At 54.9% G+C, this 24,206-nt stretch carries 23 protein-coding genes; 10 read left to right on the forward strand and 13 right to left on the reverse strand.

The genetic code is table 11. The annotated features are described in order from the left end of the window. Window positions 1-36: 36 nt before the first annotated feature. From SIK69_RS10725 to SIK69_RS10735, 3 genes are all read right to left on the reverse strand, one after another. The gene (locus tag SIK69_RS10725; RefSeq protein ID WP_319628766.1) at window positions 37-1,029 is read right to left on the reverse strand and encodes a lysozyme inhibitor LprI family protein; all 993 of its coding nucleotides are present in this window, start codon (window positions 1,027-1,029) and stop codon (window positions 37-39) included. A gap of 414 nt (window positions 1,030-1,443) precedes the next feature. After that, window positions 1,444-3,309, reverse strand: coding sequence for a bifunctional glutathionylspermidine amidase/synthase (gene gss / locus SIK69_RS10730; protein WP_319628625.1), 1,866 nt, complete (start codon window positions 3,307-3,309; stop codon window positions 1,444-1,446). Window positions 3,310-3,525: 216 nt separating this feature from the next. Beyond that, window positions 3,526-4,941 (reverse strand): aldehyde dehydrogenase family protein, encoded by a 1,416-nt coding sequence (locus tag SIK69_RS10735; protein WP_319786067.1) that lies wholly within the window; start codon window positions 4,939-4,941, stop codon window positions 3,526-3,528. A gap of 104 nt (window positions 4,942-5,045) precedes the next feature. On the opposite strand from SIK69_RS10735, the gene SIK69_RS10740 reads away from it, so the two are divergent. Beyond that, on the forward strand, window positions 5,046-5,954 hold the full coding sequence (locus SIK69_RS10740; RefSeq protein WP_319786068.1) for a LysR family transcriptional regulator: 909 nt from the start codon (window positions 5,046-5,048) through the stop codon (window positions 5,952-5,954). Here the strand turns inward: SIK69_RS10740 and SIK69_RS10745 are convergent. From SIK69_RS10745 to SIK69_RS10765, 5 genes are all read right to left on the reverse strand, one after another. Continuing rightward, complete coding sequence (locus SIK69_RS10745) at window positions 5,944-6,915, reverse strand: ABC transporter ATP-binding protein (RefSeq protein ID WP_319628628.1); 972 nt, start codon at window positions 6,913-6,915, stop codon at window positions 5,944-5,946. The genes SIK69_RS10740 and SIK69_RS10745 overlap by 11 nt on opposite strands. Further along, window positions 6,912-7,889, reverse strand: a complete 978-nt coding sequence (locus SIK69_RS10750) for an ABC transporter ATP-binding protein (protein ID WP_319786069.1) — start codon at window positions 7,887-7,889, stop codon at window positions 6,912-6,914. Before SIK69_RS10750 ends, SIK69_RS10745 begins: the two co-directional genes overlap by 4 nt. Beyond that, window positions 7,882-8,727, reverse strand: a complete 846-nt coding sequence (locus SIK69_RS10755) for an ABC transporter permease (RefSeq protein ID WP_319628630.1) — start codon at window positions 8,725-8,727, stop codon at window positions 7,882-7,884. The genes SIK69_RS10750 and SIK69_RS10755 overlap by 8 nt, the downstream gene beginning before the upstream one ends. A gap of 6 nt (window positions 8,728-8,733) precedes the next feature. Further along, window positions 8,734-9,678: an ABC transporter permease gene (locus tag SIK69_RS10760; protein ID WP_319628767.1), complete on the reverse strand. Its 945-nt coding sequence runs from the start codon at window positions 9,676-9,678 to the stop codon at window positions 8,734-8,736. 176 nt (window positions 9,679-9,854) lie between these two features. Next, window positions 9,855-11,447 carry an ABC transporter substrate-binding protein gene (locus tag SIK69_RS10765; RefSeq protein WP_319628631.1) on the reverse strand — a complete coding sequence of 531 codons (1,593 nt, stop codon included), beginning with the start codon at window positions 11,445-11,447 and terminating at the stop codon, window positions 9,855-9,857. Between the two features lie 240 nt (window positions 11,448-11,687). Between SIK69_RS10765 and yghU the strand changes: the two genes are divergently transcribed. Further along, window positions 11,688-12,554, forward strand: coding sequence for a glutathione-dependent disulfide-bond oxidoreductase (gene yghU, locus SIK69_RS10770; protein WP_319628632.1), 867 nt, complete (start codon window positions 11,688-11,690; stop codon window positions 12,552-12,554). A 53-nt stretch (window positions 12,555-12,607) separates the two neighbouring features. Here yghU and SIK69_RS10775 read toward each other — a convergent pair whose 3' ends face one another. After that, complete coding sequence (locus SIK69_RS10775) at window positions 12,608-14,158, reverse strand: methyl-accepting chemotaxis protein (protein ID WP_319628633.1); 1,551 nt, start codon at window positions 14,156-14,158, stop codon at window positions 12,608-12,610. Between the two features lie 174 nt (window positions 14,159-14,332). Further along, window positions 14,333-14,836 (reverse strand): ESA_00282 family adhesion-associated protein, encoded by a 504-nt coding sequence (locus SIK69_RS10780; protein ID WP_319786070.1) that lies wholly within the window; start codon window positions 14,834-14,836, stop codon window positions 14,333-14,335. Window positions 14,837-14,939: 103 nt separating this feature from the next. On the opposite strand from SIK69_RS10780, the gene SIK69_RS10785 reads away from it, so the two are divergent. Both SIK69_RS10785 and SIK69_RS10790 read left to right on the forward strand, forming a co-directional pair. Then, window positions 14,940-15,344: a hypothetical protein gene (locus SIK69_RS10785; protein ID WP_319786071.1), complete on the forward strand. Its 405-nt coding sequence runs from the start codon at window positions 14,940-14,942 to the stop codon at window positions 15,342-15,344. 1 nt (window position 15,345) lies between these two features. Further along, window positions 15,346-15,777, forward strand: coding sequence for a cytoplasmic protein (locus SIK69_RS10790; protein ID WP_319628636.1), 432 nt, complete (start codon window positions 15,346-15,348; stop codon window positions 15,775-15,777). Window positions 15,778-15,870: 93 nt separating this feature from the next. On the opposite strand, the gene exbD is transcribed toward SIK69_RS10790, so the two are convergent. Together exbD and exbB are read right to left on the reverse strand one after the other, a co-directional pair. After that, window positions 15,871-16,299, reverse strand: coding sequence for a TonB system transport protein ExbD (exbD, locus tag SIK69_RS10795; RefSeq protein ID WP_319628637.1), 429 nt, complete (start codon window positions 16,297-16,299; stop codon window positions 15,871-15,873). A gap of 6 nt (window positions 16,300-16,305) precedes the next feature. Next, a complete protein-coding gene (exbB, locus tag SIK69_RS10800) occupies window positions 16,306-17,037 on the reverse strand; it encodes a tol-pal system-associated acyl-CoA thioesterase (RefSeq protein WP_319786072.1) in 732 nt (243 codons plus the stop codon). Between the two features lie 251 nt (window positions 17,038-17,288). Here exbB and metC point away from each other — a divergent pair, with 251 nt between their 5' ends. Both metC and yghB read left to right on the forward strand, forming a co-directional pair. After that, window positions 17,289-18,476 carry a cystathionine beta-lyase gene (metC, locus tag SIK69_RS10805; protein WP_319786073.1) on the forward strand — a complete coding sequence of 396 codons (1,188 nt, stop codon included), beginning with the start codon at window positions 17,289-17,291 and terminating at the stop codon, window positions 18,474-18,476. 130 nt (window positions 18,477-18,606) lie between these two features. After that, window positions 18,607-19,266 (forward strand): DedA family general envelope maintenance protein YghB, encoded by a 660-nt coding sequence (gene yghB, locus SIK69_RS10810; RefSeq protein ID WP_319786074.1) that lies wholly within the window; start codon window positions 18,607-18,609, stop codon window positions 19,264-19,266. A 42-nt stretch (window positions 19,267-19,308) separates the two neighbouring features. Here the strand turns inward: yghB and SIK69_RS10815 are convergent, their stop codons facing one another. Further along, a complete protein-coding gene (locus tag SIK69_RS10815) occupies window positions 19,309-20,208 on the reverse strand; it encodes an AraC family transcriptional regulator (protein ID WP_319628641.1) in 900 nt (299 codons plus the stop codon). Between the two features lie 195 nt (window positions 20,209-20,403). Here SIK69_RS10815 and yqhD point away from each other — a divergent pair, with 195 nt between their 5' ends. From yqhD to SIK69_RS10835, 4 genes are all read left to right on the forward strand, one after another. After that, entirely contained in the window at window positions 20,404-21,567 is a 1,164-nt protein-coding gene (gene yqhD, locus SIK69_RS10820; protein WP_319786075.1) for an alcohol dehydrogenase, read from the forward strand. A 175-nt stretch (window positions 21,568-21,742) separates the two neighbouring features. Next, window positions 21,743-22,570, forward strand: coding sequence for a 2,5-didehydrogluconate reductase DkgA (gene dkgA, locus SIK69_RS10825; protein ID WP_319628643.1), 828 nt, complete (start codon window positions 21,743-21,745; stop codon window positions 22,568-22,570). A gap of 230 nt (window positions 22,571-22,800) precedes the next feature. Continuing rightward, complete coding sequence (locus SIK69_RS10830; RefSeq protein ID WP_319786076.1) at window positions 22,801-23,748, forward strand: LysR family transcriptional regulator; 948 nt, start codon at window positions 22,801-22,803, stop codon at window positions 23,746-23,748. Window positions 23,749-23,858: 110 nt separating this feature from the next. Further along, window positions 23,859-24,200: a phage holin family protein gene (locus tag SIK69_RS10835; RefSeq protein WP_319628645.1), complete on the forward strand. Its 342-nt coding sequence runs from the start codon at window positions 23,859-23,861 to the stop codon at window positions 24,198-24,200. Window positions 24,201-24,206 lie beyond the last annotated feature (6 nt).

Consider the following 24,206-nt stretch of genomic DNA (forward strand, 5'->3'; position numbering starts at 1 on the left):
AGAACAACGCAGTAGCCTGCAAACAGGCTACTGCTGTTATTTATCCAGAAAACGGAGTTTCCAGGCAACAAGCGTTCGCGGCATCTTCCGCGGGTCGCTGCCGTCAGTACTGAAATAATGTAACTCCAGCCCCCCACCTTTCATCGGTGAGATCCGCCCCGCCCAGATTTCACCTTTTGGCGTATACATAATGATAGCCGTTCGGCTGTTCGCGGCACCCAGCACCCACATCGAAAGTACGCGGGCACCGATATTATCAATATCATTCTGGTAGATGTAGACGTTCGCGCTGTTGACGAAGTTTTGGTAATCCTCACCCACCAGGCTGCGGAATTTGTCATCCATCACGCTGTCCGGGAAGATCCCCAGCGAAAGCAGCGTGGCCTTTGGTCGAGGGTCGGTCTCGGAAAGTTTATACGCGCCATCCAGGAATACCCCTGTCGGCATGGATAACCGACATCCCCAGTCAGCGTTACTGTAAACCTGTAGGGAACCGTCATGTTTCGGGATCAGCATCAGCTTGCAGTTGCTGGTATCGACCACCTTTTCCACGACGAGCATGCCGTACATCCGGCGCGCCTCTGCGGTAAATTCATCTTTGTTCAGCCCTGCCCAGGCCCGAATATCCAGAGTGACACTCCACTGTGCATTACGGCTAAACTGGATAACCCCCCCGCTCATGTTAGGTGCCCGCATGTTCCACCACTTTCCTTCCCATTTAAAATCGCGGTTGGTATCGGATAGCGAACTGATGCCAGCGTAGTAGGCGCGCTCAATGCAGGTGTCAGAGGTGCATTTCTCCAGCAGTTTTTCCCATTCGTAATATTTTTTATTAATGTCCTCAATACCTTCCTTCAAAATAGCTTGGTTGTATACCACCGAAAGGGTGCCATCCAGCCAGTGCAAATTGTCATTATTGCAGATGGTATTTTCCAGAGGGGTAACAGCCCGTTGGCAATTCACCGCCATAGCGCTGCTGCTAAATAATAATGTGAGAAAAAGCAGGATATTGAAGAAGCGACGGCTCATTTTTTTCATCTTTGATCCCAAAGGGCGTTTATTGTGGCCAATGCAAACTTTCATTGCAATATAAACCATTCACCAAAACTATATGAAACAGTCATGCAAATAAACTGTTAAGTTGTGTATCGTTTTTGTCGAATTTTGGAGTCATTTTTTTAAATCCGGACGCTTGGTGAGTACGTTCTGAGACATGAATAATTAATCTTCACGCCGCAGAGGAAACGGAACTTCCTCCATCTGGACGTTCTGCTTCCTCTTATTTGAAATCGGGGTCGTTAATTCCTGAAGCCTTATTATTGCTGGTTTAATTACGCTTTATAGTGCAATTATTTTACGTCCCGGCGACGGTCGTTTGTTGCAGTTTAATGAGGCGCTGTAAGCCAGTGATTCGGGGGTCTTATGCCCCCGAATCATCAATGCTTAAGACTGCCTTTTCTCCACCATTAACGGCTCGATATCACTCTCTTTCTTGATAACCAGAGAATCATCGCCGCGCAGGCAGGTGCCGCCGTAGTTACCGCCGACGGTAAAGGTGCAGACCTGAATGTATTTGCCATCAACCTTCGGCAGACACCACAGCTGCTGGTAGATGTTCTTGCGGTCGACAAACTTGCCAGAGCTTTGGTCGAGCAGTTCGTCGTCGTGGCTGACCAGGTCGATGTTGCTGCCGCAGCGCCCGGAGATCGGCTTCACCGCATAACCGGTTTTCGCCAGTTCCTCATTGACCACAAAATCGGTATCCAGCAGATAACGATGATGCGGGAACAGCTGCCACAGCACCGGCAGTATCGCTTTGTTGCCCGGCACCACCGTCCACAGCGGCTCAAAGACCATCACTTCCGGACGCAGCAGCACGTCGATCAGGCGCACTTCGTTATTGGGGTGTCCGGTGCGGATCGGCACTGCCGCGAATTCGGTTTCACTCACTTCCCGCACCTGTTCGATGGCGGTTTCCCACGCCCAGGTTTTCCACACGCAGTTCACTGGCCGCTGGTCGCCATCGATTAACTGACCCGCCGCATCCCAGTGTAATTCGTCCAGACCGTACAGAATTTTGCTTTCAAATCCGGCGTCGGTTAGCGCCTTTTGCATAAAGCGGGCGTGATAGTTCTCCTCCAGATCCTTGTCCTGCATGATATGCACAAACGGCCGCGCGGCGCTGTGTTTCCAGGCACCAATCAGCTCGCTGAGCAACTCTTCTGACGGATTATGTCCTTTACCGCGATAGCCGGTTTTCGCCCATTGTTCGAGGATCAGCCCGCCTTCGGTATGGCACGACGCCGAATCGGCGTTGTACTCGTACACCTTCAGCCCGCGCTCATCCATGCAGAAATCCATGCGCCCGGTAATCATGTCGTGTCGACGGCGCTGCCACGACAGACGCAGACGCGGCCAGAGGATTTTCGGGATATCAAACAGCGCCAGCAGGTTGTCGTCCTTCATCACCTTGTCGGTGGCATGGAGATACATCAGGTGCAACTCGTTGGTGGCTTTGATCAGCTCCTGTTCGGCGCACTCGCTGATGGTGAAATACTGGCAGGGATCTTTGTTGATGAAATGCCCATTGGCGCGAACGTATGCCGCCTGCAACGGTTCCTGCTCGTTAAGCCAGGCACCGTTGAACTGGCCGTTATCGTCCAGACGTGCGCCCTGAATGTTCAGCGCTTTGCCCGGCAGCGCGGGCTGCGGCAGGCTGTGCTCGCTGTTATCGGTCTGAGTCATCCAGCCGAGAATGGTGGTGTCATCGAAGGTATCTTCAATCGTGTAGCACCCGTCTTTCACCCCCAGCGTCAGCTCGCGGGTCCACTGCTGGCCCTGCGGTAGCGGATGGTGAATCACATTCTGCTCGGCGATGCGCACCTTATTGCCAATCAGCTGGGTGATCACCGCCACGTGCCCGGTCTCATTGAACTCACCGCCCTTCTGCCAAATCAATAGCGAACCGGCAACCGGCGGGCGTTTTGCCCCGTTGGCAAACGCCTGCAACGGCAGCAAATTATCATTCACCACCTGGCGCAGAAAACGCAGCGAGAAAATCTCATACGCCATGCCGACATCGGTAAACACAAAGCCATAGGTCAGGAACAGGAAACGGCGGGCAAATTCCACGCACTGCCATTTATGGCCCATGTATTCGTTGTCGATATAACTGCGGAAAGAGACGTCATCGGGGGGATTGTGGGGATCGAGGCTGCCGTAATTGGAGGAGTAAATCGCCACGCCTCCCGGCGCATAACCTAACAACGTACCAAAGGGAGCATCACTGCGGGACAGTCCTGTACTCATTGTTCCAACCTATTTTTTCCATTGCGGGGAAGCAGGCGGCGAGCAAATTCCAGTTGTTGTCGTCTGCGCATTGCCATTTGTCTGGCAGAAGTGACTTAATCATACACCTCACCGATGAGATAATCGAAACGGCAACATAACCTCGCCCGGAGGGCGCTCGCGCTTACCGAGCCTACATTGCGTAGGCCCGCGCAGCGCCGCCGAACAAATGGCCGCTTAACCGACGACCACCGTTTTCGCTTCCAGGTACGCCTGCATTCCCCATTTCCCCATTTCCCGACCGAGGCCAGACTGCTTCACCCCGCCGAACGGCGCTTTCGGTTCGTGCGCCAGGGTGTTGACCATCACCCGGCCAGACTCAATCTGCTGAGCCACACGTACTGCGCGTTCGGTATCGCCGCCCAGCACCATCGCGTTGAGTCCGTAAGCGGTGTCGTTGGCAATCGCCAGCGCGTCGGTGTCGTCGTCATACGGGATGATCACCAGCACCGGGCCAAAGATCTCTTCCCGGGCAATGCGCATTTGGTTATGGCCGACAAATACCGTAGGCTTCACGCCCCAACCTTTCACCATGCCTGCCGGTCGCCCTTCTCCGCCCACCAGCAGCTTCGCGCCCTCTTCCATGCCCAGACGAATATAGTCCTGCACGCGCTGCCACTGTTTGCGGCTGACCATCGGGCCGATTTCAGTTTTCTCATCGCGCGGGTCGCCGGACTGCACCTGGCTGACCGCCCCGGCAATCGCCTGTTCGAATTCAGCCTGACGGCTGCACGGGACCAGAATACGCGTTCCGGCAATGCACGCCTGCCCGCTGTTCATAAAGCCGGCTGCCAGCGCCAGAGGCACGGCCTGCGCCACATCGGCGTCGTCCAGAATAATGGTCGGAGATTTACCGCCCAGTTCGAGCGTGACACGCTTGAGCGATTGCGCCCCGCTTTCGACGATATGTTTTCCTACCGCCGTGGAGCCGGTGAAGGAGATTTTGGCGATATCCGGGTGACGGTTAATCACCTCCCCGACCACCTCGCCACGCCCGGTAATCATGTTAAACACCCCCGCCGGAATGTTGGCCTCATGCAGCGCCTCGGTCACAATTTGGGTCTGGATGGCGCTCATTTCACTCGGTTTGATCACCGCCGTGCAGCCCGCCGCCATCGCCGTCGCCAGCTTGTTGCAAATAAACCCGGCGTCGCTGTTCCACGGGGTAATCAGGCCTGCTACGCCAACCGGGGTCATCATCACCTGGGCGCTCCCCGCCTGCTCTACAAACTCGAACGCTTCCAGAGTTTCAATCGCCTGGGCGATAACCTCCGCCGGATATTGCGCCATCCAGCGGCTTCGCGACTGCGGCGCACCGTATTCGGTGACGATGGCCTCCAGCAGGTCGTTTTCACGCGCCGCTACCGCCTGATGCATCCGCTTAAGCACCGCGATGCGCTCGGCTTTACGGGTCCGTGACCAGCCCATAAACGCCGCTTTTGCCGCAGCTATCGCGCGTTCCGCATCGACTTCATCGGCCAGCCGCACGGTGCCAATCACCTCCTCCGTCGCCGGGTTAAACAGCTCAAAACGCTCTTCGCCGTGCGGGGTCACAAATTCACCGTTGATATAAATCTTGTCAATCTGCTGCATGATGTTCTCCAGAATTCAGGTCAGTGCAGCGAGTATAGAAACGGATGACCGTTACGATAAGAGGGTCTATTCTGTACGGACTGTACCGAAAATCGGGATAATCTATGCATCGCACTGGATTCACTGAGCTGGAAGTGGTGCTCGCCGTTGCCCATCGCCAGAGCTTTCGCGCCGCCGCCCGGGAGTTGGGCATGTCGGCCACCGCCGTCAGTAATGCCGTCGCCGGGCTGGAAAGCCGTCTCAAGGTGCGGCTGTTTAACCGCTCGACCCGCAGCGTGGCGCTGACCCCTGCCGGGGAACGTTACGTCGAACGCATTGCCCCTGCGCTGGCGGAAATTCAGCGCGCCTCGGAGGAGATAACCGACGTTCCGGACATGCCGACCGGAACGCTGCGTATCAACGCCCCGCAGGAGAGCGTGTCGATGCTGTACGAACCGTTAATCGAGGAATATTTGCAACGGTATCCGCAGATGCGGCTGGAGGTCACCAGCGAGTCGCGGATGGTGGATATCGTGGCCGAAGGCTATGACGCGGGCATTCGTCTGGCTGAATCCGTGCCGCAGGACATGATTGCGGTACCGCTCACGCCCGACATCCGTATGCTGGTGGTTGCCACGCCCGACTATCTGGCAAAGCACGGCACCCCACAGGCACCGGATGATTTACGCCAGCATCAGAGCGTCGGGATGCGTTTTTCGCACGGCGGAATTTATCAGTGGGAACTGGAACGCCATCAGCAGAAATTCGCGGTCAGCGTGCCGACGCGCATCGTGCTCAACGAAATGCGGGCCATACGCCGGGCCGCACTGAGCGGCATCGGCCTGGCGTTTATTTCGGACTGGTTTGTGCAGGAGGATATCGCTGCCGGGCGGCTGGTGAGCATGATGCCCGAATGGTGTCAGCCGTTTGGCGGACTGCGCCTTTATTACCCCGGCAGGCGTCACGTTCCGCCGGGGCTTAAGGCGTTTATCGATTTGGTGCATGAAATCCGCGACCGCGGAATTACACCTTAAACAGCCAGCAGGCGGTGAAATGGCGCGGGGCAATCTCCTGCATCGGCGGCTCCTGCTGCTGGCACACCGGCATCGCCTGCGGGCAGCGGCTGCAAAAACGACAGCCAGCGATCTCCGCCGTTGGGCTCGGGATTTCGCCCTTCAGACCGCCGTGTTCCAGGTGACGTACGCGCGGATCCGGCTGCGGAACCGAGGCCAGCAGCGCCCGGGTATACGGGTGCGCCGGGTGCTGATACAGCTCACCCGCCGGGGCCACTTCCACCAGCTTGCCGAGATACATCACCCCAATCCGGCTGGAAATGTGACGCACCATCGACAAATCATGGGCGATAAATAGATAGGTCAGGCCCAGCTCCTGCTGCAAATCTTGCAGGATATTCACCACCTGCGCCTGTACCGACACGTCCAGCGCCGAGAGCGGTTCATCGCACAGCACAAACTCCGGGCGCACCGACAGCGCGCGGGCAATGCTTATCCGCTGGCGCTGGCCGCCGCTGAACTCATGCGGGAAACGCTGCAAATGCTCCTGCTTGAGGCCCACTTTGTACAACAGCTCTTCGGCACGCTCGCGCTGCGCCTGCTTATCGTAGCCGTGAATTTGCATCGGCTCAGACACCAGCTGCTGCACCGTCATGCCCGGATTAAGCGACGAATAAGGATCCTGAAAAATGGCCTGCATCCGGCGGCGCAGGGGCTTGAGCGTTTTCTCTGACGCGTGGGCTATCTCCTGCCCGGCAAAGGAAATCTCGCCAGAAGTGATATCGAACAGGCGCAGCACGGCGCGCCCGAGGGTCGATTTCCCACAGCCGGACTCTCCCACCAGGCCGAAGGTTTCACCGGGCAGGATATCGAAACTGACCCCATCGACGGCTTTTACCTGGCGGCTTTGGCGCAGCCAGCCGCCGTTCAGGGCATAGTGTTTATGCAGGTCGCGCACGCGAACTAACGGTTGCTGACTCATGCCTGAATCTCCTTGTCCTGCCACAGCCAGCAGGCGGTGCGATGACCATTGGCGTTGGAATAAAACGGCGGCTGGTGGTCGCATTGCGCCATCCGCTGCGGGCAGCGATCGGCAAACGGACAGCCCGGCGGCGGGTTGAGTAACCCCGGCGGCGAGCCTTCAATCGGCGACAGACGATGCTCCGGTTGGTCGGCACGCGGTAGCGAGGCCAGCAGGCCACGGGTATAAGGATGCAGGGGTTGCCAGAAAATATCCTCCACACTGCCCTCCTCCATGACCTGGCCGCCGTACATCACCACCACCCGGCTGCACACCTGCGCCACCACCCCAAGATCGTGTGTAATCAGCAAAATGGCGGTGCCGGTTTCCTGCTGGAGTGATTTCAGCAAACGCAGGATCTGCGCCTGGATGGTCACATCCAGGGCGGTGGTCGGTTCATCGGCGATCAACAGATCCGGATTGCACGACAGGGCGATGGCGATCATCACCCGCTGGCGCATCCCGCCGCTGAATTCGTGCGGATACTGGTCAAAGCGACTCCCGGCCTCGGCGATCCCCACCCGGCCCAGCATGTCGACGGCTTTGGCTTTCGCCTCGCGTTTCGATAAGCCTTGATTGCGCATCAGGATCTCGGTCATCTGACGGCCAATAGTGACCACCGGATTCAGGGCAGTCATCGGATCCTGGAAAATCATGGCGATATCGTTCCCACGGATCCGTCGCATCTGCTCCGGCGTTTTCCGCGCCAGATCTTCGCCGCGAAAACGCACGCTGCCGCCGGTGATCTTGCCGTTTTTACCCAGCAACTGAATCACCGATTTACAGGTGACGCTTTTGCCACAGCCGGATTCACCGACGATGCCGACCACTTCGCCGGGCTGAAGCGCAAAGCTCACCCCGCGCACCGCATGTACTTCCCCGTCGCGAGTGAAGAACGCGGTTTGCAGGTTGTCGAGTTCCAGTAAGTTATGCATCGCGATTGGCTCCCGGTTCGAAGGCGGTACGGAACACGTCGCCCAGCACGTTAAAACTGAACACCGTCAGCAGAATAAGAATCCCCGGGAACATCGCCAGCCATGAGGCCTCGCCGATATACGACTGCGCATTGTTGAGCATACTGCCCCACGACGCCGCAGGCTGCTGCACGCCGAGCCCCAGAAAGCTCAGCGTGGACTCCATCAAAATCGCCGAGGCGATGTTCAGGGTCGCGGCGACGATAATGGTCGGCAGCACGCCGGGAATAATGTGGCGCACGATAATGCGCAACGGATGTTCCCCGGCGGCGCGTGCGTACAGCACGTATTCGCGCTCTTTGACCGACAGGGTTTCGGCACGGATCAGCCGCGACATGTTCATCCACGTCAACAGGCTGATAATCATGATGATGTTATCCACGCCCGGCTTGAGGTAGGCGTTCAGCACCAATAGCAGGAAGAACGCCGGGATCGCCAGCAGGATATCGACGGCGCGCATCATCAGGTTGTCGAGCCAGCCGCCGAAATAGCCGCTGATCGTGCCAACCGCGGTGCCAATCAGGGTGGAAAACAGCATCACCATAAAGCCGACCATCAATGAAATCTGGCCGCCGTACAGCGCACGGGTAAAGTAATCCCGGCCATATTCATCGGTGCCAAACCAGTGTGCGGCATCGGGGGATAACATCCGTGCGCCGAGTGACATCTGGTCCGGATCGTAAGGACTGAACCCCGCAGCCAGCGCCGCGAGAATAAAAATAAACAGCACCAGAAGGGAGAACTGCGCCGGACGATTGCGGCGCAGCTGGTGACGTACGTTTTGCCAGCGTCTACTCATCGGCGGCTACCTCAGGGTACGAATGCGGGGATCGGCGAAGCGATACAGCAGATCCGCCAGCAGGTTGCCGACGACCAGCATCAGCGAAGACAGCAGGATGATCGCCATGATCAGGGGGTAATCAAGTGACGAAATGGCCTGGATCCCCAGCAGCCCCATGCCCGGCCAGGAGAACACGCTTTCGGTGACATACGCGCCGACGATCAGTTCCCCGAACGACAGACCAAACAGAGTGATCACCGGCAGCAGCACGTTTTTCATCACGTGACGGAACAGAATGGTGCGATACGTCGCGCCATACGCCAGCTGGGTCTGCACGTAATCTGCCGATAGCTGGCTGATGGTGTTGGAACGCACATAGCGTACGTAGTTCGACAGGTTGTAAAAGGTCAGCGCGATGCACGGCAGCACGCCGTGACGCACCACGTCGAGCCAGTTATCTTCCACGCCAATGGTGCGCATACCCATGCTCGGCAGCCAGTTGAGCTGCACCGCGAACACGGTGATGAGCAGAATGCCGAACCAGAAAATCGGCACTGAAATACCGATATAGGCAAACAGATTGAGGAAGTGATCCAGCCAGCGATGCTTAAACGCCCCCGCCAACAGGCCGAGCGGCACCGCCAGTACAATCGCCAGCAGCAACGACGCACTCATCAATCCGAGGGTGGCCGGAATGCGCTCGACGATCATCTCCAGCACCGGACGGTGATAAATCAGCGAGTAGCCCAAATCGCCCTGAAAGACGTTTTTCAGCCACAGGAAATACTGCGTCACCAGCGGCTTATCCAGCCCCAGGCTATGGCGAATACGCTCGATATCTTCCGGTGCCATGCGGGGCGTGATGTACGCCTGAACCGGATCCCCCGGCGCGAGTTTCACCAGTAAAAATGCCACCAGCGAAATAAAGAAAAGCATCGGCAGCAGTTGCAGCAGCCGACGCGTTAGCATTGCGTTCACGACATTCCCTTCACAAAAAAGCCCCCAGCTTGGGTGACACCGTTATTTTAAGGTTGTGATATTCGGGGCGACCGCCGGGTCTGGCCTCCCTCCGGGAACCAGATCCCGGCGTTTCCCCGTATGCATTGCCTGAGATAAACGGTGTCACCCTTGCGGGGGCTAACAGATTATTTTTGGTAGATTTTCGACAGATCCTGGAACATATACACTGGCTTCGGTTCAGCCTCTTTGGTGCCAGCAAAACGCTTGTCGACGGCCACGATGGCGTTGGTATATGCAATCGGATACCAGGTCATTTGCGTGGCGACGGTCTGCTGAATCTGTTTATAGATATCGCCGCGTTTGCCCGCATCGGCTTCCACCGCACCTTTATCCCACAGCGCATCGAACTGCGCGTCTTTATAATGCGCGTAGTTATAGGCTTCGTTGCTCATGAACAGCGACTTGTAGCCATCCGGCTCCGCCCCCATGATGTAACCGCCGAGGTTTAGCTCCCAGGCGGTGTTGTTCATGTCGAGGCTGCGCTGCGACATGGCGTTGGCATCCAGCGGCATCAGCTCAACGTTAATCCCCAGCGCCTTCAGCTGCTGCTGGATATACAGGCTCATGCTCTCCTGGGTTTTGTTAGTGTTCACATACGCCAGACGCAGCTTCAGATTGGCCGGTGCGCCGGAGGCTTTCAGCAGGTCTTTAGCTTTTTGCAGATCGAATTTGTACTGCTCCACATCGTCAGAATGGTACAGCGTATCCGGCGTCAGGAACGAGGTGGCCGGTTTGGCGTAATCAAGCGAGGTAAAGGCAGTGGTCACCAGATCGTCTTTGTTGATGGCGTAAGCAATCGCCTGACGCAGTGCCTTGCTCTTCATCACCGGCACGTTCTGGTTGAAGGTCATGTACGCCAGACGCCCTTCCGGGTAGACCACAAAATCGAATTTCCCGGTGCCTTTCAGGCGGGATACGTCCTGCGGATCGACCATCTTCAGATTGATTTCACCGTTTTGCAGCGCAAGGTTGGCGGAGTTACTGTCTTTGGCGAAACGGTAGGTCACGGAATCGAGCTTTGGCTTACCGTTCCAGTAATCATCGAAACGCGTCAGGGCGTAATACTGGCCCGCGCGATACTCTTTAAATTTGAACGGACCAGAACCCACCGGCGCGTCGTTTTTGCTGCTCTTTTCCAGATCGCTTTCGTTAGCAAACACATGCTGCGGGATCGGGTAAATCTGCACCAGGGTGCCGACAAACGCGGCGCTGACCTGCGGCAGGGTAAATTTTACCGTCAGGTCATCCACCTTGCTGACCTGCACCGGCTTGCCGCCAAACATGAACATGCTGCGGAAAAAACTGTGCTGCTTTTCATCGAGCAGTTTCGTAAAGGTGAATACCACATCGTCAGCGGTCAGCGGCTGGCCGTCCTGCCATTTCAGATTCGGTTTCAGCTTCAGGATATAGCTCAGATTATCGGCGGATGGGGTCAGGCTTTCAGCCAGACCCCACTCAATTTTGCCGTCGTTGTAGCTGTAGAGCGGCGCGTACAACGCCTGCATCAGCGTCAGCGTGGTGCGGTCGCTGGCGTAAATGGGGTTTACCGCCAACGGGTCGCCGGAGGTAATACCGACGATCAGCGAGCCACCCTCTTTGGGGGCGGCATTCTGGTCAGCGGCGGGGGCGTTTACGGTGTCATTTTTCTTGCCGTCGTCGCATCCTGCGAGACTTAAGGCCAGCGAAATCATCGCGGCGGAGAAGACCAACTTGCGCATGCTTATTTAACCCCTTCCCATCATCATTATTATTGTCTGCCAACGAGCGCAGTTCAGCGCGCATATTGGAGCCTTTCCCACACGATTTGAAATGCGATTTTCGCTTAAGCTTATATCCGTTCTGATCTATATAAGATGTTTTTAAAATAAGCTGCTGGGCTCATCACGCTCTGATTGTTAAAGCTCGTCTTTATCACCTGCTACACTCGGTCAGGACGCTAAAAAACAAGGGTGGTTATTATGTCTAAAAATGAGTATCAACCTCCGAAAGTCTGGGAGTGGAAGCAAAACAACGGCGGCGCGTTCGCCAACATCAACCGTCCAGTCTCTGGCCCAACCCATGAAAAAGCGCTGCCGGTAGGCACGCACCCGTTGCAGCTTTACTCCCTCGGGACGCCAAATGGGCAGAAAGTGACGATCATGCTGGAAGAGCTGCTGGCGCTCGGTGTGACTGGCGCGGAGTACGACGCGTGGATGATCCGCATCGGCGACGGGGATCAGTTCTCCAGCGGCTTTGTCGATGTGAACCCGAACTCAAAAATTCCGGCGCTGAGCGATCACTCGGTCAACCCGCCGCTGCGGGTGTTTGAATCCGGATCGATCCTGCTGTATCTGGCGGAGAAATTCGGCCACTTCCTGCCGAAAGATCCGGCGGGGCGCACCGAAACGCTGAACTGGCTGTTCTGGCTTCAGGGCGCAGCCCCGTTCCTCGGCGGCGGCTTTGGCCATTTCTATAACTATGCCCCGGTGAAAATTGAGTACGCGATTGACCGCTTCACCATGGAAGCCAAGCGTCAGCTCGACGTGCTGGATAAGCAGCTGGCGCGTGGTCGCTATGTGGCGGGCGAGGAGTACACCATTGCCGATATGGCGGTCTGGCCGTGGTACGGCAATGTAGTACTCGGCGCGGTGTATAACGCGGCGGAATTCCTTGATGCCGGAAGCTACAAAAACGTGCTGCGCTGGGCGCAGGATGTTGGCAACCGTCCGGCGGTCAAACGGGGTCGCATCGTCAACCGAGCTCAGGGCCCGCTGAACGAGCAGTTGCATGAGCGCCACTCGGCCAGCGATTTCGACACCCATACTGAAGATAAGCGTCAGGGTTAATACCTTTCCGTCGACCGGGTGGGTTCACCCGGTCATTTCAGGCCGTCGCCGTGTCAGGCATTCGACAGACGGAATTTCTGCACCGACTGCTGCAAGGCATGAGTTTGCTGCTCCAGCGCCGAGGCGGCGGCGGATACCTGTTCCACCAGCGAGGCGTTTTGCTGGGTGACACTGTCCATCTGCGTGATTGCCACGCCCACCTGCGAAATCCCTTTGCTCTGTTCCGCCGACGCGCTGGCAATCTGCTTCATGATGGTGGTCACTTCCTGCACCGCGCGCAGAATGGCGTCCATGGTGTTACCGGTGTCATTCACCAACCGCACCCCGCTGTCGATGCGGGTCACGGAGTCGGCAATTAAGCTTTCAATCTCTTTCGCCGCGCCCGCGCTGCGGCTGGCGAGGTTACGCACTTCGCCTGCCACCACCGCAAAACCACGGCCCTGCTCACCCGCCCGCGCCGCTTCCACCGCGGCATTCAGCGCCAGAATATTGGTCTGAAACGCAATGCTGTTGATGACGGTGGTTATCTCAGCGATTTTCTTTGAGCTGTCGGAGATACCGGACATGGTGTCGACCACCTTGTCGACCAGCGAACCGCCCTTGCTGGCGGTGTGTGATGCCGCCTGCGCCAGGTCGCTGGCCTGCTGCGCGTTATCGGCGTTGAGTTTCACCGTCGCCGTCAGTTGCTCCATGCTCGCCGCCGTTTCTTCCAGCGCCGAGGCCTGCTCTTCGGTACGCGAAGAGAGGTCGTTATTGCCGGACGAAATTTCCGTCGCGCCGCGCCAGATATTTTCGCTGCCGTGCCGAATGGTGCTGACGGCCTCGCGCAGGCTGTCCTGCATCGCATTCAGCAACGGCACCAGTTGGCCGACGCAGTTGCGACCAAACGACGCCATCGGCTGGCTGAGATCGCCCTGCGCCATCAGGCGGAAGTGTTGCCGCACGCGATCCAGCGGTTTCACCAGCATCGCCACCAGATAGCGGTCGGAGAACAGGAGCAGTAACAGGCCGATGATGACGGCGCTGATGATTAACGTCCGGGTGACGGACGTGAGGTGATCGACCACCACGCGGGTGTGGTCCAGCGCGACGCTGGCGCGGGCGTTAAATTTCTCAGTGCTGGCACCGAAGGCGCGGCTTAAGGCAGGCGTTACGTGGGTAGCCTGCTGGCGATAGTCTTCCGCGGAACCCTGCGCCGCCAGTGCCATCTGGCGAGCCACGCCGTTGTCGAGCAGCGCCTGCCAGTGGGCAATTGTGTCGGCAGAAATCTGCGTATCCATTGGGCCGGGCGATACCGCCTTCAGCGCCTCCAGCTTACTGCGCATGTTATCCAGCGCCTGCTGCGCGGGAGCAAAATCCGGTGTGTTGCCTGCCGCTTTGGCCTCCATCGCCCGACCCAGCCGGGTCACAAAACGAAAGTACTGATCATTGCCCTGGCTCAGCAAGGTCATCTGGGCGACCAGTTCCCGGTCAACCTGATTGCCCTCGGCTACTTTCGACAGCGAGTACACGCTGTACAGACCGACGCCGGACCACAGCAAACCAAAAATCCCGAGGATGACCAGCATGACCATCCGAATGGTAAAGTTACGAAGCAAATGCATAAATTCTCCTGGCCGTTGCAAGGGTATTGTGACACGCGTCACAATCCACCTCGTTATCGGCAGAACCTGGAGAATTCATAACGTTTTGTGATTATTTTTTTGTGAAATTTTTAAGATGGCACGAGTCAATGCCTCAGATGAGGCCCTCGCCCGGCGGCACTTCGTTGCGCGGGCCTACACCCTCAGAGGATCCACCTGCGGGCGTTGATATTCCGGCCACACCAGCGCCACCAGGGACGGATAGGCGTCGAGGCTAAACTCGCGAAAACATTGCTGCAGGTTCAACACGTCTAGATCACCGTGCGAGACCTTTTCGCCATTGACGCAGCGTTTTTTTATATTGTCGTAATATTTATACACCGCCGAATTGAGATCGCTACAGCGCCGCTGGGCCTCAAATAACCCTGCGGTAGAATTTAATTCGGTGATACTCATGCGTTTTATGGTGGCATGAAGAAAATCAATATATTCATGATTGACGCGCCAGTACCATACCGGTGTTATCGCGTTCATCAGCACCGAAAAATGGTCTTCACCTTCTTCTTTGCTCAGCAATTTCATCTGCGGTGGTTCAGGTTTTTCCGCCACCACGTCATTTTTAAACAGGCCGGAGATAACGATAAGAATAACAACGGTAAGTAATAGCAGTGCTATTACGAAATAGATAATACTGTTCATGGTTTACTCCATTTTTTTTGATTTTAAATTTCCGCCATGATATTGTCAACGAACCTCACATCTTTATTACCCCTATCCTGTTGAAAATAAAAGGACATCAGGCATGATACCCGAGTCGCTGATCCCGGCCCATTTTCACATCTCAAACCCAGAGCCAGCGCCCGGCGTAGCAGAAAATAATGCTGATTTAACTCAGGGAAAGATAACGCTCGAAAATTTCGAAGCAGATCTCTTAGCCGCCCCGGTACGTCACGGTCAGTCGCGCAATATGCTGCTGGAAGAGCGTGACCGTCATATTAAAGACAGGCTATTTCGGGTCATGAAAATCGAAGCCTATGCTCGCGTTCTCAACGACCTTCAAATGGAAGCGGAAATTGATAACCAGGAATTAAGTCAAATTATTGCCGAGTACACCGATAAAATAAATGAAGCCGGGAATGAAATTTGGCTTAATTTGATCACGCAAGAAAAAACAGCATCTCTTTTTTACGACTTTCAGGCTGAGTAAAATGAAAGAGAGTGATAATAATAACGTTTATTTGACTTTAGACGACAAAAACAGCGATGCGGTGATCCTGAAACATAATCTTCAGGCGCTGAAAAATGAGAAAAATGCGGTGATTGAAGAAACCGCCAAAGCGCTGGTGTCAATTCCCGCCGCGCTGGTACGCATGAAATGGCAGTACCGCCGCGAGATTTACGCCTTCCAGGTGAAAGAGGAAATTTACGGCGCAGCGCTGGCCGAGGTAATCAGCCGTAATCCGCAACTCAAAGAGAAAGTTCTCGCGCATATCGAAGCCAGCTATCAACACATACTGGGGCGCGAAGTCGCCACCCTGCGCCTGAGCCGCAAACTCGCCGACGGCAACTGCCGCACCGCCTGCGTCAATATCGTCGCGCCGCAGGAGCCTCTCCCTACCTCCGGGACGAAGAAGGCCTGAATCGACGCCTGTCACTTTTGCACGACGGACATCAACGCACGTAAAAAAACCGGCGCATGGCCGGTTCTTTGTTTAAAGATGTGATGATGTCGATTATTTCGCGGCGGCAGCGTGCTCTTCACCCACCAGACCGATTTTCAGATACCCCGCCTGATGCAGCGTATCCATCACCTTCATCATCGTTTCGTAATTCACGGTTTTATCCGCCCGGAAGAAGATGGTGGTGTCTTTCTTGCCTTCGGTCTGCGCGTTAATCGCATTTACCATCGTTTCTTCGGTGACCGGATCGTTACCGAGGAACATGCTGTTGTCTGCTTTCACCGACAGATACACCGGTTTCTCCGGGCGCGGCTGTGGCTGGCTGGAAGAGGCAGGCAGATTCACCTTCACGTCGACGGTCGCCAGCGGGGCGGCCACCATGAAGATAATCAGCAGAACCAGCATGACGTCGATGAACGGCGTCACGTTGATCTCATGCATTTCGCCGTTATCGTCCAGATTTTCGTTAAGACGCATTGCCATTGGCTATCACCCTACCCGCAGTTTCTGCGCGGTACGCACCGGCTGAGCGCCGCTGTTATTCAGATCAAGGTCACGGCTTTGCAGCAGCAGAACCTGGGCTGCGACATCACCGAGCAGCGCTTTGTGGCCGCCAATCATGCGGGCGAAAATGTTGTAGATAACCACGGCAGGAATCGCGGCAAACAGGCCGATAGCGGTCGCCAGCAGCGCTTCGGCGATGCCCGGTGCCACGACGGCAAGGTTGGTGGTCTGGGTTTGGGCGATACCGATGAAGCTGTTCATGATGCCCCATACGGTGCCAAACAGGCCGATAAACGGCGAAATCGCCCCGATAGTGGCCAGATAACCGTTGCCACGGCCCATATGACGCCCGGCAGCCGCCACGCGGCGTTCCAGACGGAAACCGGTACGCTCTTTAATGCCTTCGTTATCTTCAGCACCTTCGGAAAGTTCCAGCTCGTTCTGCGCTTCGTTCAGCAGTTGCAGGCTGAGGCTTTTCGCCGGGAAGGCTGCGGCAATGTCGCTGGCCTGATTCAAAGAGCGGGCTTCGCCTAACAGCTGCTGCTCACGCTTGAGGCGGCGCTTTTGCGACAGCAGTTCGGTACTTTTACTGAAGAAGATTGCCCAGGTGACGACCGATGCCAGAATCAGGCCGATCATAACTACCTTAACCACGATGTCGGCATGATGATACATACCCCAAACGGAGAGATCCGCCTGCATCAAATTATTACCCACTCTGTTTCTCCAGGATCTAAATCACAAAATCTGCTCGTAATAATATCAAAACGACGTCGAATTGATAGTCGTTCTCATTACTATTTACATATTGACGCAATCATCACTAACTTTCATTGCGCTGACGCAGTAAAAAAGGCGCTTTGCCGCTTACCGGCAAAATTTTCTGCTTAATATGTTTGGGTGTCGTACATCCCGGTGCAATCATGCTAGTTTAGACGTCCAGACGTATAAAAACAGGTAGGGAGAACATGTCCAATAAGCAACTTGATACCGTGCTGGTGAATGCTGGCCGGAGTAAAAGATTCACTCAGGGATCGGTGAACAGCGTTATCCAGCGCGCGTCCTCCCTGGTTTTCGACACTGTGGAAGCGAAGAAGCATGCCACCCGCAATCGCGCCAAAGGTGAGCTGTTTTACGGTCGTCGCGGCACGCTGACCCATTTCTCGTTGCAGGAAGCGATGTGCGAGCTGGAAGGGGGAGCCGGTTGCGCCCTGTTCCCGTGTGGTGCGGCGGCAGTGGCGAACACGATTCTGGCATTTGTTGAACAGGGCGATCATGTGCTGATGACCAACAGCGCCTATGAGCCGAGCCAGGATTTCAGCACCAAAATTCTTAAAAAACTCGGGGTCACGACCGGCTGGTTCGACCCGATGATTGGGGCCGGGATTGCCGATTTGATCCAGCCGAATACTAAAGTGGTGTTCCTGGAATCACCGGGCTCGATCACCCTGGAAGTGCATGACGTGCCCGCCATCGTCAGCGCGGTTCGCCGCGTGGCCCCGGACGCCATCATTATGATCGACAACACCTGGGCGGCGGGCGTGCTGTTTAAGGCGCTCGAGTTTGATATCGATATTTCCATTCAGGCGGCCACCAAATACCTGATTGGTCATTCCGATGGCATGATCGGCACCGCCGTCGCCAACGCCCGCTGCTGGGACCAGCTGCGTGAGAATGCCTATCTGATGGGTCAGATGGTTGATGCCGACACCGCCTATATGACCAGCCGCGGCTTGCGAACTCTCGGCGTCCGTCTGCGCCAGCATCATGAAAGTAGCGTTAAAATTGCCGAATGGCTGGCGCAGCACCCGCAGGTTGCACGGGTCAATCACCCTGCTTTGCCGGGCAGTAAAGGCCACGAGTTCTGGAAACGAGACTTTACGGGTAGCAGCGGTTTGTTCTCATTCATTCTAAAAAAACGGCTCAACGATAATGAACTGGCCGCCTATCTCGACAACTTTACGCTGTTCAGCATGGCCTACTCCTGGGGCGGCTACGAGTCATTAATTCTGCCCACCCAGCCGGAGCAACTCGCGGTAATCCGCCCTGACGGCAAGCCTGACTTCAACGGGACACTGATTCGTCTGCACATTGGTTTAGAGAATGTTGACGATCTTCTCCAGGATTTGTCGGCAGGTTTTGAACGCATCGTGTAAAGTGGCATCCGATGGACACAATTTCAGACAGTCTCATTAAAAACTGCCTGCATTGTTGCGCCTGGGATCAAGGCATCCCGGGCGATTCAGGAGTACAATACTCAGAAAATGTTAGTCCACAGGAAAGTCCATGGTAGTTATCCAGCACATTGCCGCCGCACTCTGGCAGCATGATTTCGCCGCACTGGCCGATCCCCACGTCGTGGGCGTGGTGTATCTGGTCATGTTTGCGACGCTATTTTTAGAAAATGGTCTGCTTCCGGCGTCGTTCTTGCCGGGCGATAGCCTGTTGCTGCTCGCCGGGGCGCTGATCGCCAAAGGTGTGATGGATTTTGTTCCGACGCTGGCGATTCTAACCGCTGCCGCCAGTCTCGGCTGCTGGCTGAGCTATATTCAGGGCCGCTGGCTGGGCAACACCAAAACGGTGAAAGGCTGGCTGACGCAATTACCGGCCAAATATCACGAACGCGCCACCTGCATGTTTGACCGCCACGGTCTGCTGGCGCTGCTGGCCGGGCGTTTTCTGGCGTTTGTTCGCACTCTACTGCCCACGATGGCAGGCATTTCGGGTTTGTCGAATCGCCGCTTTCAGTTCTTTAACTGGCTGAGCGCCCTGCTGTGGGTTGGCGTCGTGACCAGCCTCGGCTATGCCCTGAGCATGATCCCGTTCGTCAAACGCCATGAAGACCAGGTGATGACGTTCCTGATGATCCTGCCGATTTTCCTGCTGGTTGCTGGCCTGCTCGGCACGGTTTTCGTGGTCATTAAGAAGAAGTATTGCAGCGCCTGAAGGCACTGTTCCCCTCCCCCTCGCGCCTTTGGCGCGAGGGGATTAAACGCCCTGCATTCCTCTAATACGCGCTGCATCCTCCCCCGGCGTGATGCCGAAATAGCGCTTAAACTCCCGACTGAACTGCGACGCACTTTCATACCCGACTTTCATCGCAGCGGTGCTGGCCTTTAAGCCATCGTGCACCATCATCATGCGCGCCTTGTGCAGGCGGTACGTTTTCAGGTACTGCAACGGCGACGTGCTGGTCACCGATTTGAAATTGTGGTGGAACGCCGAAACGCTCATGTTGGCTTCCGCCGCCAGCTGATCGACGCTGAGGTTTTCGGTGTACTGACTTTCAATCCGCTTCAGCACCCGGCTTATCAGGCTGAAATGCGTCTGGCGACTCACCAGCGCCAGCAACGCCCCGCCCCCTGGCCCCATCAGCACGTGATAAAGCATCTCACGGATAATTTGTTTGCCGAGAATACGCGCATCCAGCGGGCGCTCCATCACGTCCAGCAGACGCTCTGCCGCACAGAGTATTTCATCAGACAGCTTCGCCGAGTTGATCCCGCTCGCCGCCATTGACGGCTGAAACAGCTCATCTTCGCCGATGTCCATCAGCAGTTCCTGTAATTGCAGAATATCGACATTCAGACGCAACCCCGCCAGCGGCACTTCAGGGGTAGCGAAGGTTTCGCATTCAAACGGCAGCGGGACGGTCAGCAACAGGTATTCCGTGGCATCGTAGCGGAAAACACGCTCGTTAATATGGCCGATTTTATGGCCTGAAAAGAGGAAAACGATACCCGGTTGGTACATCACCGGGGTGCGGGTTCCCGGCTGTGTACCGTACAACAAGCGGATATCTGGCAACAGCTGACTCAAAGTTTCTTCATTATTTTTCAGCTGCTTAATCTTATCGGTTAGCAGCAGACAGGTCTCTTCACGATTCATTTTTGGCGGTATCCGGGGCGTATTACGATGGATGTATTGTGGACACAATTGTTCATATTCTCCAGTCATCAGGAGAAATGGGCAATACATCGGCAGGAATGTGCATTGAGACAAACAGACCACAGGACCACAATAACCTCCATCAGATAGCCCTGTCGCTATCGTCTTTTACACCCGTCATGAAGGGAATAAACCATGTTTAATTTCAACCTGCACACTCCAACCCGCATTTTATTTGGTAAAGACGCTATCGCAGACCTGCGGGCGCAGATCCCGGCCAATGCTCGTGTCCTCGTCACCTACGGCGGCGGCAGCGTCAAAAAAACCGGCGTGCTGGACCAGGTGCTGAGCGCCCTGAACGGTCTGGACGTGCTGGAATTCGGCGGTATCGAACCAAACCCATCTTATGAAACGCTGATGAACGCGGTGAAAATTGCCCGCGAGCAGAATGTCACTTTCCTGCTGGCAGTCGGCGGCGGTTCGGTGCTCGATGGCACTAAATTTATTGCCGCAGCCGCGCATTATGCTGACGGTGTCGATCCTTGGGAAATCCTGCAAACCGGCGGGGCAAACATCAAAAGCGCGATCCCAATGGGCTCCGTGCTGACCCTGCCAGCCACCGGCTCAGAATCCAACATGGGCGCGGTCATTTCCCGTAAAACCACCGGTGACAAACAGGCGTTCATGAACCCGAACGTGCAGCCGGTATTTGCGATTCTTGATCCGGTTTACACCTACACCCTGCCACCGCGTCAGGTTGCTAACGGCGTGGTGGATGCCTTCGTTCACACCGTTGAGCAGTACGTGACGTATCCGGTTAACGCCAAAATTCAGGACCGCTTCGCCGAAGGCATTCTGCTGACGCTGGTAGAAGAAGGCCCGAAAGCGCTGAAAGAGCCAGAAAATTACGACGTGCGTGCCAACGTAATGTGGGCCGCAACGCAGGCGCTGAATGGCCTGATTGGTGCAGGCGTGCCGCAGGACTGGGCGACCCATATGCTCGGCCATGAACTGACCGCGATGCACGGGCTGGATCATGCGCAGACGCTGGCGGTCGTTTTACCTGCCCTGTGGAATGAAAAACGCGATACCAAACGCACCAAACTGCTGCAATACGCAGAACGCGTATGGAACATCACCGAAGGTTCTGACGATGCGCGGATCGATGCCGCGATTGCTAAAACCCGTGAGTTCTTCGAAGCGATGGGCGTGCCAACGCGTCTGTCCGGTTACGGCCTGGACGGCAGCTCCATCCCGGCTCTGCTGAAAAAACTCGAAGAGCACGGCATGACCCAAATCGGTGAAAATCAGGACATTACCCTTGAGGTGAGCCGTCGTATTTACGAAGCGGCGCGCTAAGGGATTTCCCGCTTAACCTTTCGTTTTCTCGTATTTCGTCCAGACTTAATGCTACTACTTCACCGGAGTGCCTGGCGTGCTCCGGTGATTTTCACCAAGCCCTAAACAATTCGAATTGCAGGCACGCAGCCAACGCGCCTGCAATGTGAAGTATGACGGGCGTAAGGAGGAATGCATGACACATCCAACCGTAATCAAGCTACAGGACGGCAACGTAATGCCGCAACTGGGACTCGGCGTGTGGAAAGCAAGCAACGAGGACGTGGTTACCGCCATTCATAAAGCGCTGGAGGTCGGCTACCGGTCTATCGATACCGCCGCCGCGTATAAAAATGAAGATGGCGTCGGTAAAGCATTAGCCAGCGCAGGCGTCGCGCGCGACGATCTGTTCATCACCACTAAGCTGTGGAACGACGATCAGAAGCGCCCGGCGGACGCGCTTCAGGAAAGTCTCGATAAACTGCAGCTCGATTTTGTCGATCTGTATCTGATGCACTGGCCGGTTCCGGCTATCGATCACTACGTTGAAGCCTGGCGGGGAATGATCAAGCTGCAAGAGCAGGGTCTGGTGAAGAGCATCGGCGTGTGTAATTTCCAGGTACATCACCTGCAACGCCTGATTGACGAAACCGGCGTTACGCCCGTTATCAATCAAATAGAACTTCATCCTCTGATGCAGCAGCGTCAACTGCATTCCTGGAACGCGACCCACAAGATCCAGACCGAATCGTGGAGCCCATTGGCCCAGGGTGGCGAAGGGGTATTTGACCAGACGATTATTCGCCATCTGGCGGAGAAGTATGGCAAAACGCCCGCGCAGATTGTCATCCGTTGGCATCTCGACAGTGGGCTGGTGGTTATCCCGAAATCGGTTACCCCTTCGCGCATCGCGGAAAACTTCGACGTCTGGGATTTCCGTCTCGATAAAGATGAACTGGGCGAAATAGCCAAGCTGGATCAGGGCAAACGCCTTGGGCCGGACCCGGATCAATTCGGCGGATAATCTTCACCAATAAATACGGCACCCCACTCAGGTGGGGTGCCGTGCATTTTATAAGAGCGTAAATACATCCCGCCTAAGAAATATTAGATCCCATCCTTTTGCATTAGCATTTCGGTAAGATAATCGGAAATATGATGTTAATTCATAAATGAAATATTGTTTTGATATTAAATGATTTGTTTTATTTGTCATGTTATTTATATTGAGCCTTTTGTTTGAAGGCTTAATTAATGAACGAAAAAACCTTGAGTCGAGATTTTGACTATAATCTGATAAAAGTGCTGGATGCAGTGATATCCGCGGGAAATGCGACCAAAGCGGCAAAGCAACTGTCTGTCACCCCTGCTGCGGTGTCATTGGCATTGAATCGTCTGCAATCATTTTATAATGAAGCGTTATTTGTCAGAGGAAAGGAGGGTCTGGTCCCCACGATGAAGGCACTTGAGGTGCATGCATCTTTTCGTCAGGTTATAGACTTAGTCCAGAATACGATAACCCCCGAGCCAGATAATTTACCCGCCAATCAAATCACGATCCTCGGTGGCGATCTGGTTGAAAACTATTATCTTTCGCAACTCTATGACAATACCGTGTTTGAGAACAATATTTTCAAACATTTTTCCAACAGAAATCTAACTCACAAAGAAATGAAACGTTTACTTCTTGCGGGTCACAGTGATCTGATCGTCAGTCCCGTTCCCTTCACCGACAATGATATTGATTGCAGATTAATTGATAGTTTTAAAAATTTTTGCTGCATTTGCAGTAGAGACAATCTTCTTGCTGGCGTTGAGCGAATGTCGCTTCATAATTTCTATTCTGCACGCCATGCTATTTATCATTCTAGTTTATTTTCAGCCGCAGCAGCAAACGACAGCCATTTATATAATGAAGATGTAACCTACCAAGGCAATCGTATTAAAAGCTACCAAAGTGATTCTATCGCAGGCATTATCAACATTATAGAACAAACATCACTCATCGCCTTGTTTCCCCTCAAACTTGCCGTGTTTCATAAAAACCAGCGAAAAAGCGCGATAAACATCATCCAGCCCCCGAGTGAAATGACCTTCAGGCCGATCAATATTTATGCTTCATGGAAAAAGAAAAAGCCTCGCAGCCACATGGTTGAAGACATTGTGGCCATGTTGCATACCTTGTCTTCATTTCGACGATAATCGGTCGGAGCACCAAACACTTAAGGTGATATTGAATTAGTGTTTTTGATTAGGCGAGCAGAAAAAAAAGCATTAGTTTACGTTCACTTTATTACCACAAGGAGTTTGGTATGGCTGTTTACGATCCGGCAACAACCCCGAAGGTCATCCTTCTTGAACTGGAAGTCTTATTTCTGGTTATTGCCACTGGTGCCTGGGGTGGCATTGTGCGTTATCTGCTTAAGACAAACAAAAAATCTGATAAAGGAGTCATGCCTTTTTTGGCGAATTGCCTTACACAAATTATTATATCCTGCTTCACAAGTTTTTTATTGAGCGCGATTGCTATCGAGCAAGGGTTAAGTTTTAACATGATTCTGGTTTTCGCTGGTATTGGAGGGGTATGTTCAGGAGCGATTTTGAAGAGCATCGCGACGAAGATACAAAAGATTGTCAGTGGCATCACTAAATAATGTTGA

This window comes from Scandinavium lactucae (genome assembly GCF_033843265.1).
Lineage (GTDB): Bacteria > Pseudomonadota > Gammaproteobacteria > Enterobacterales > Enterobacteriaceae > Scandinavium > Scandinavium lactucae.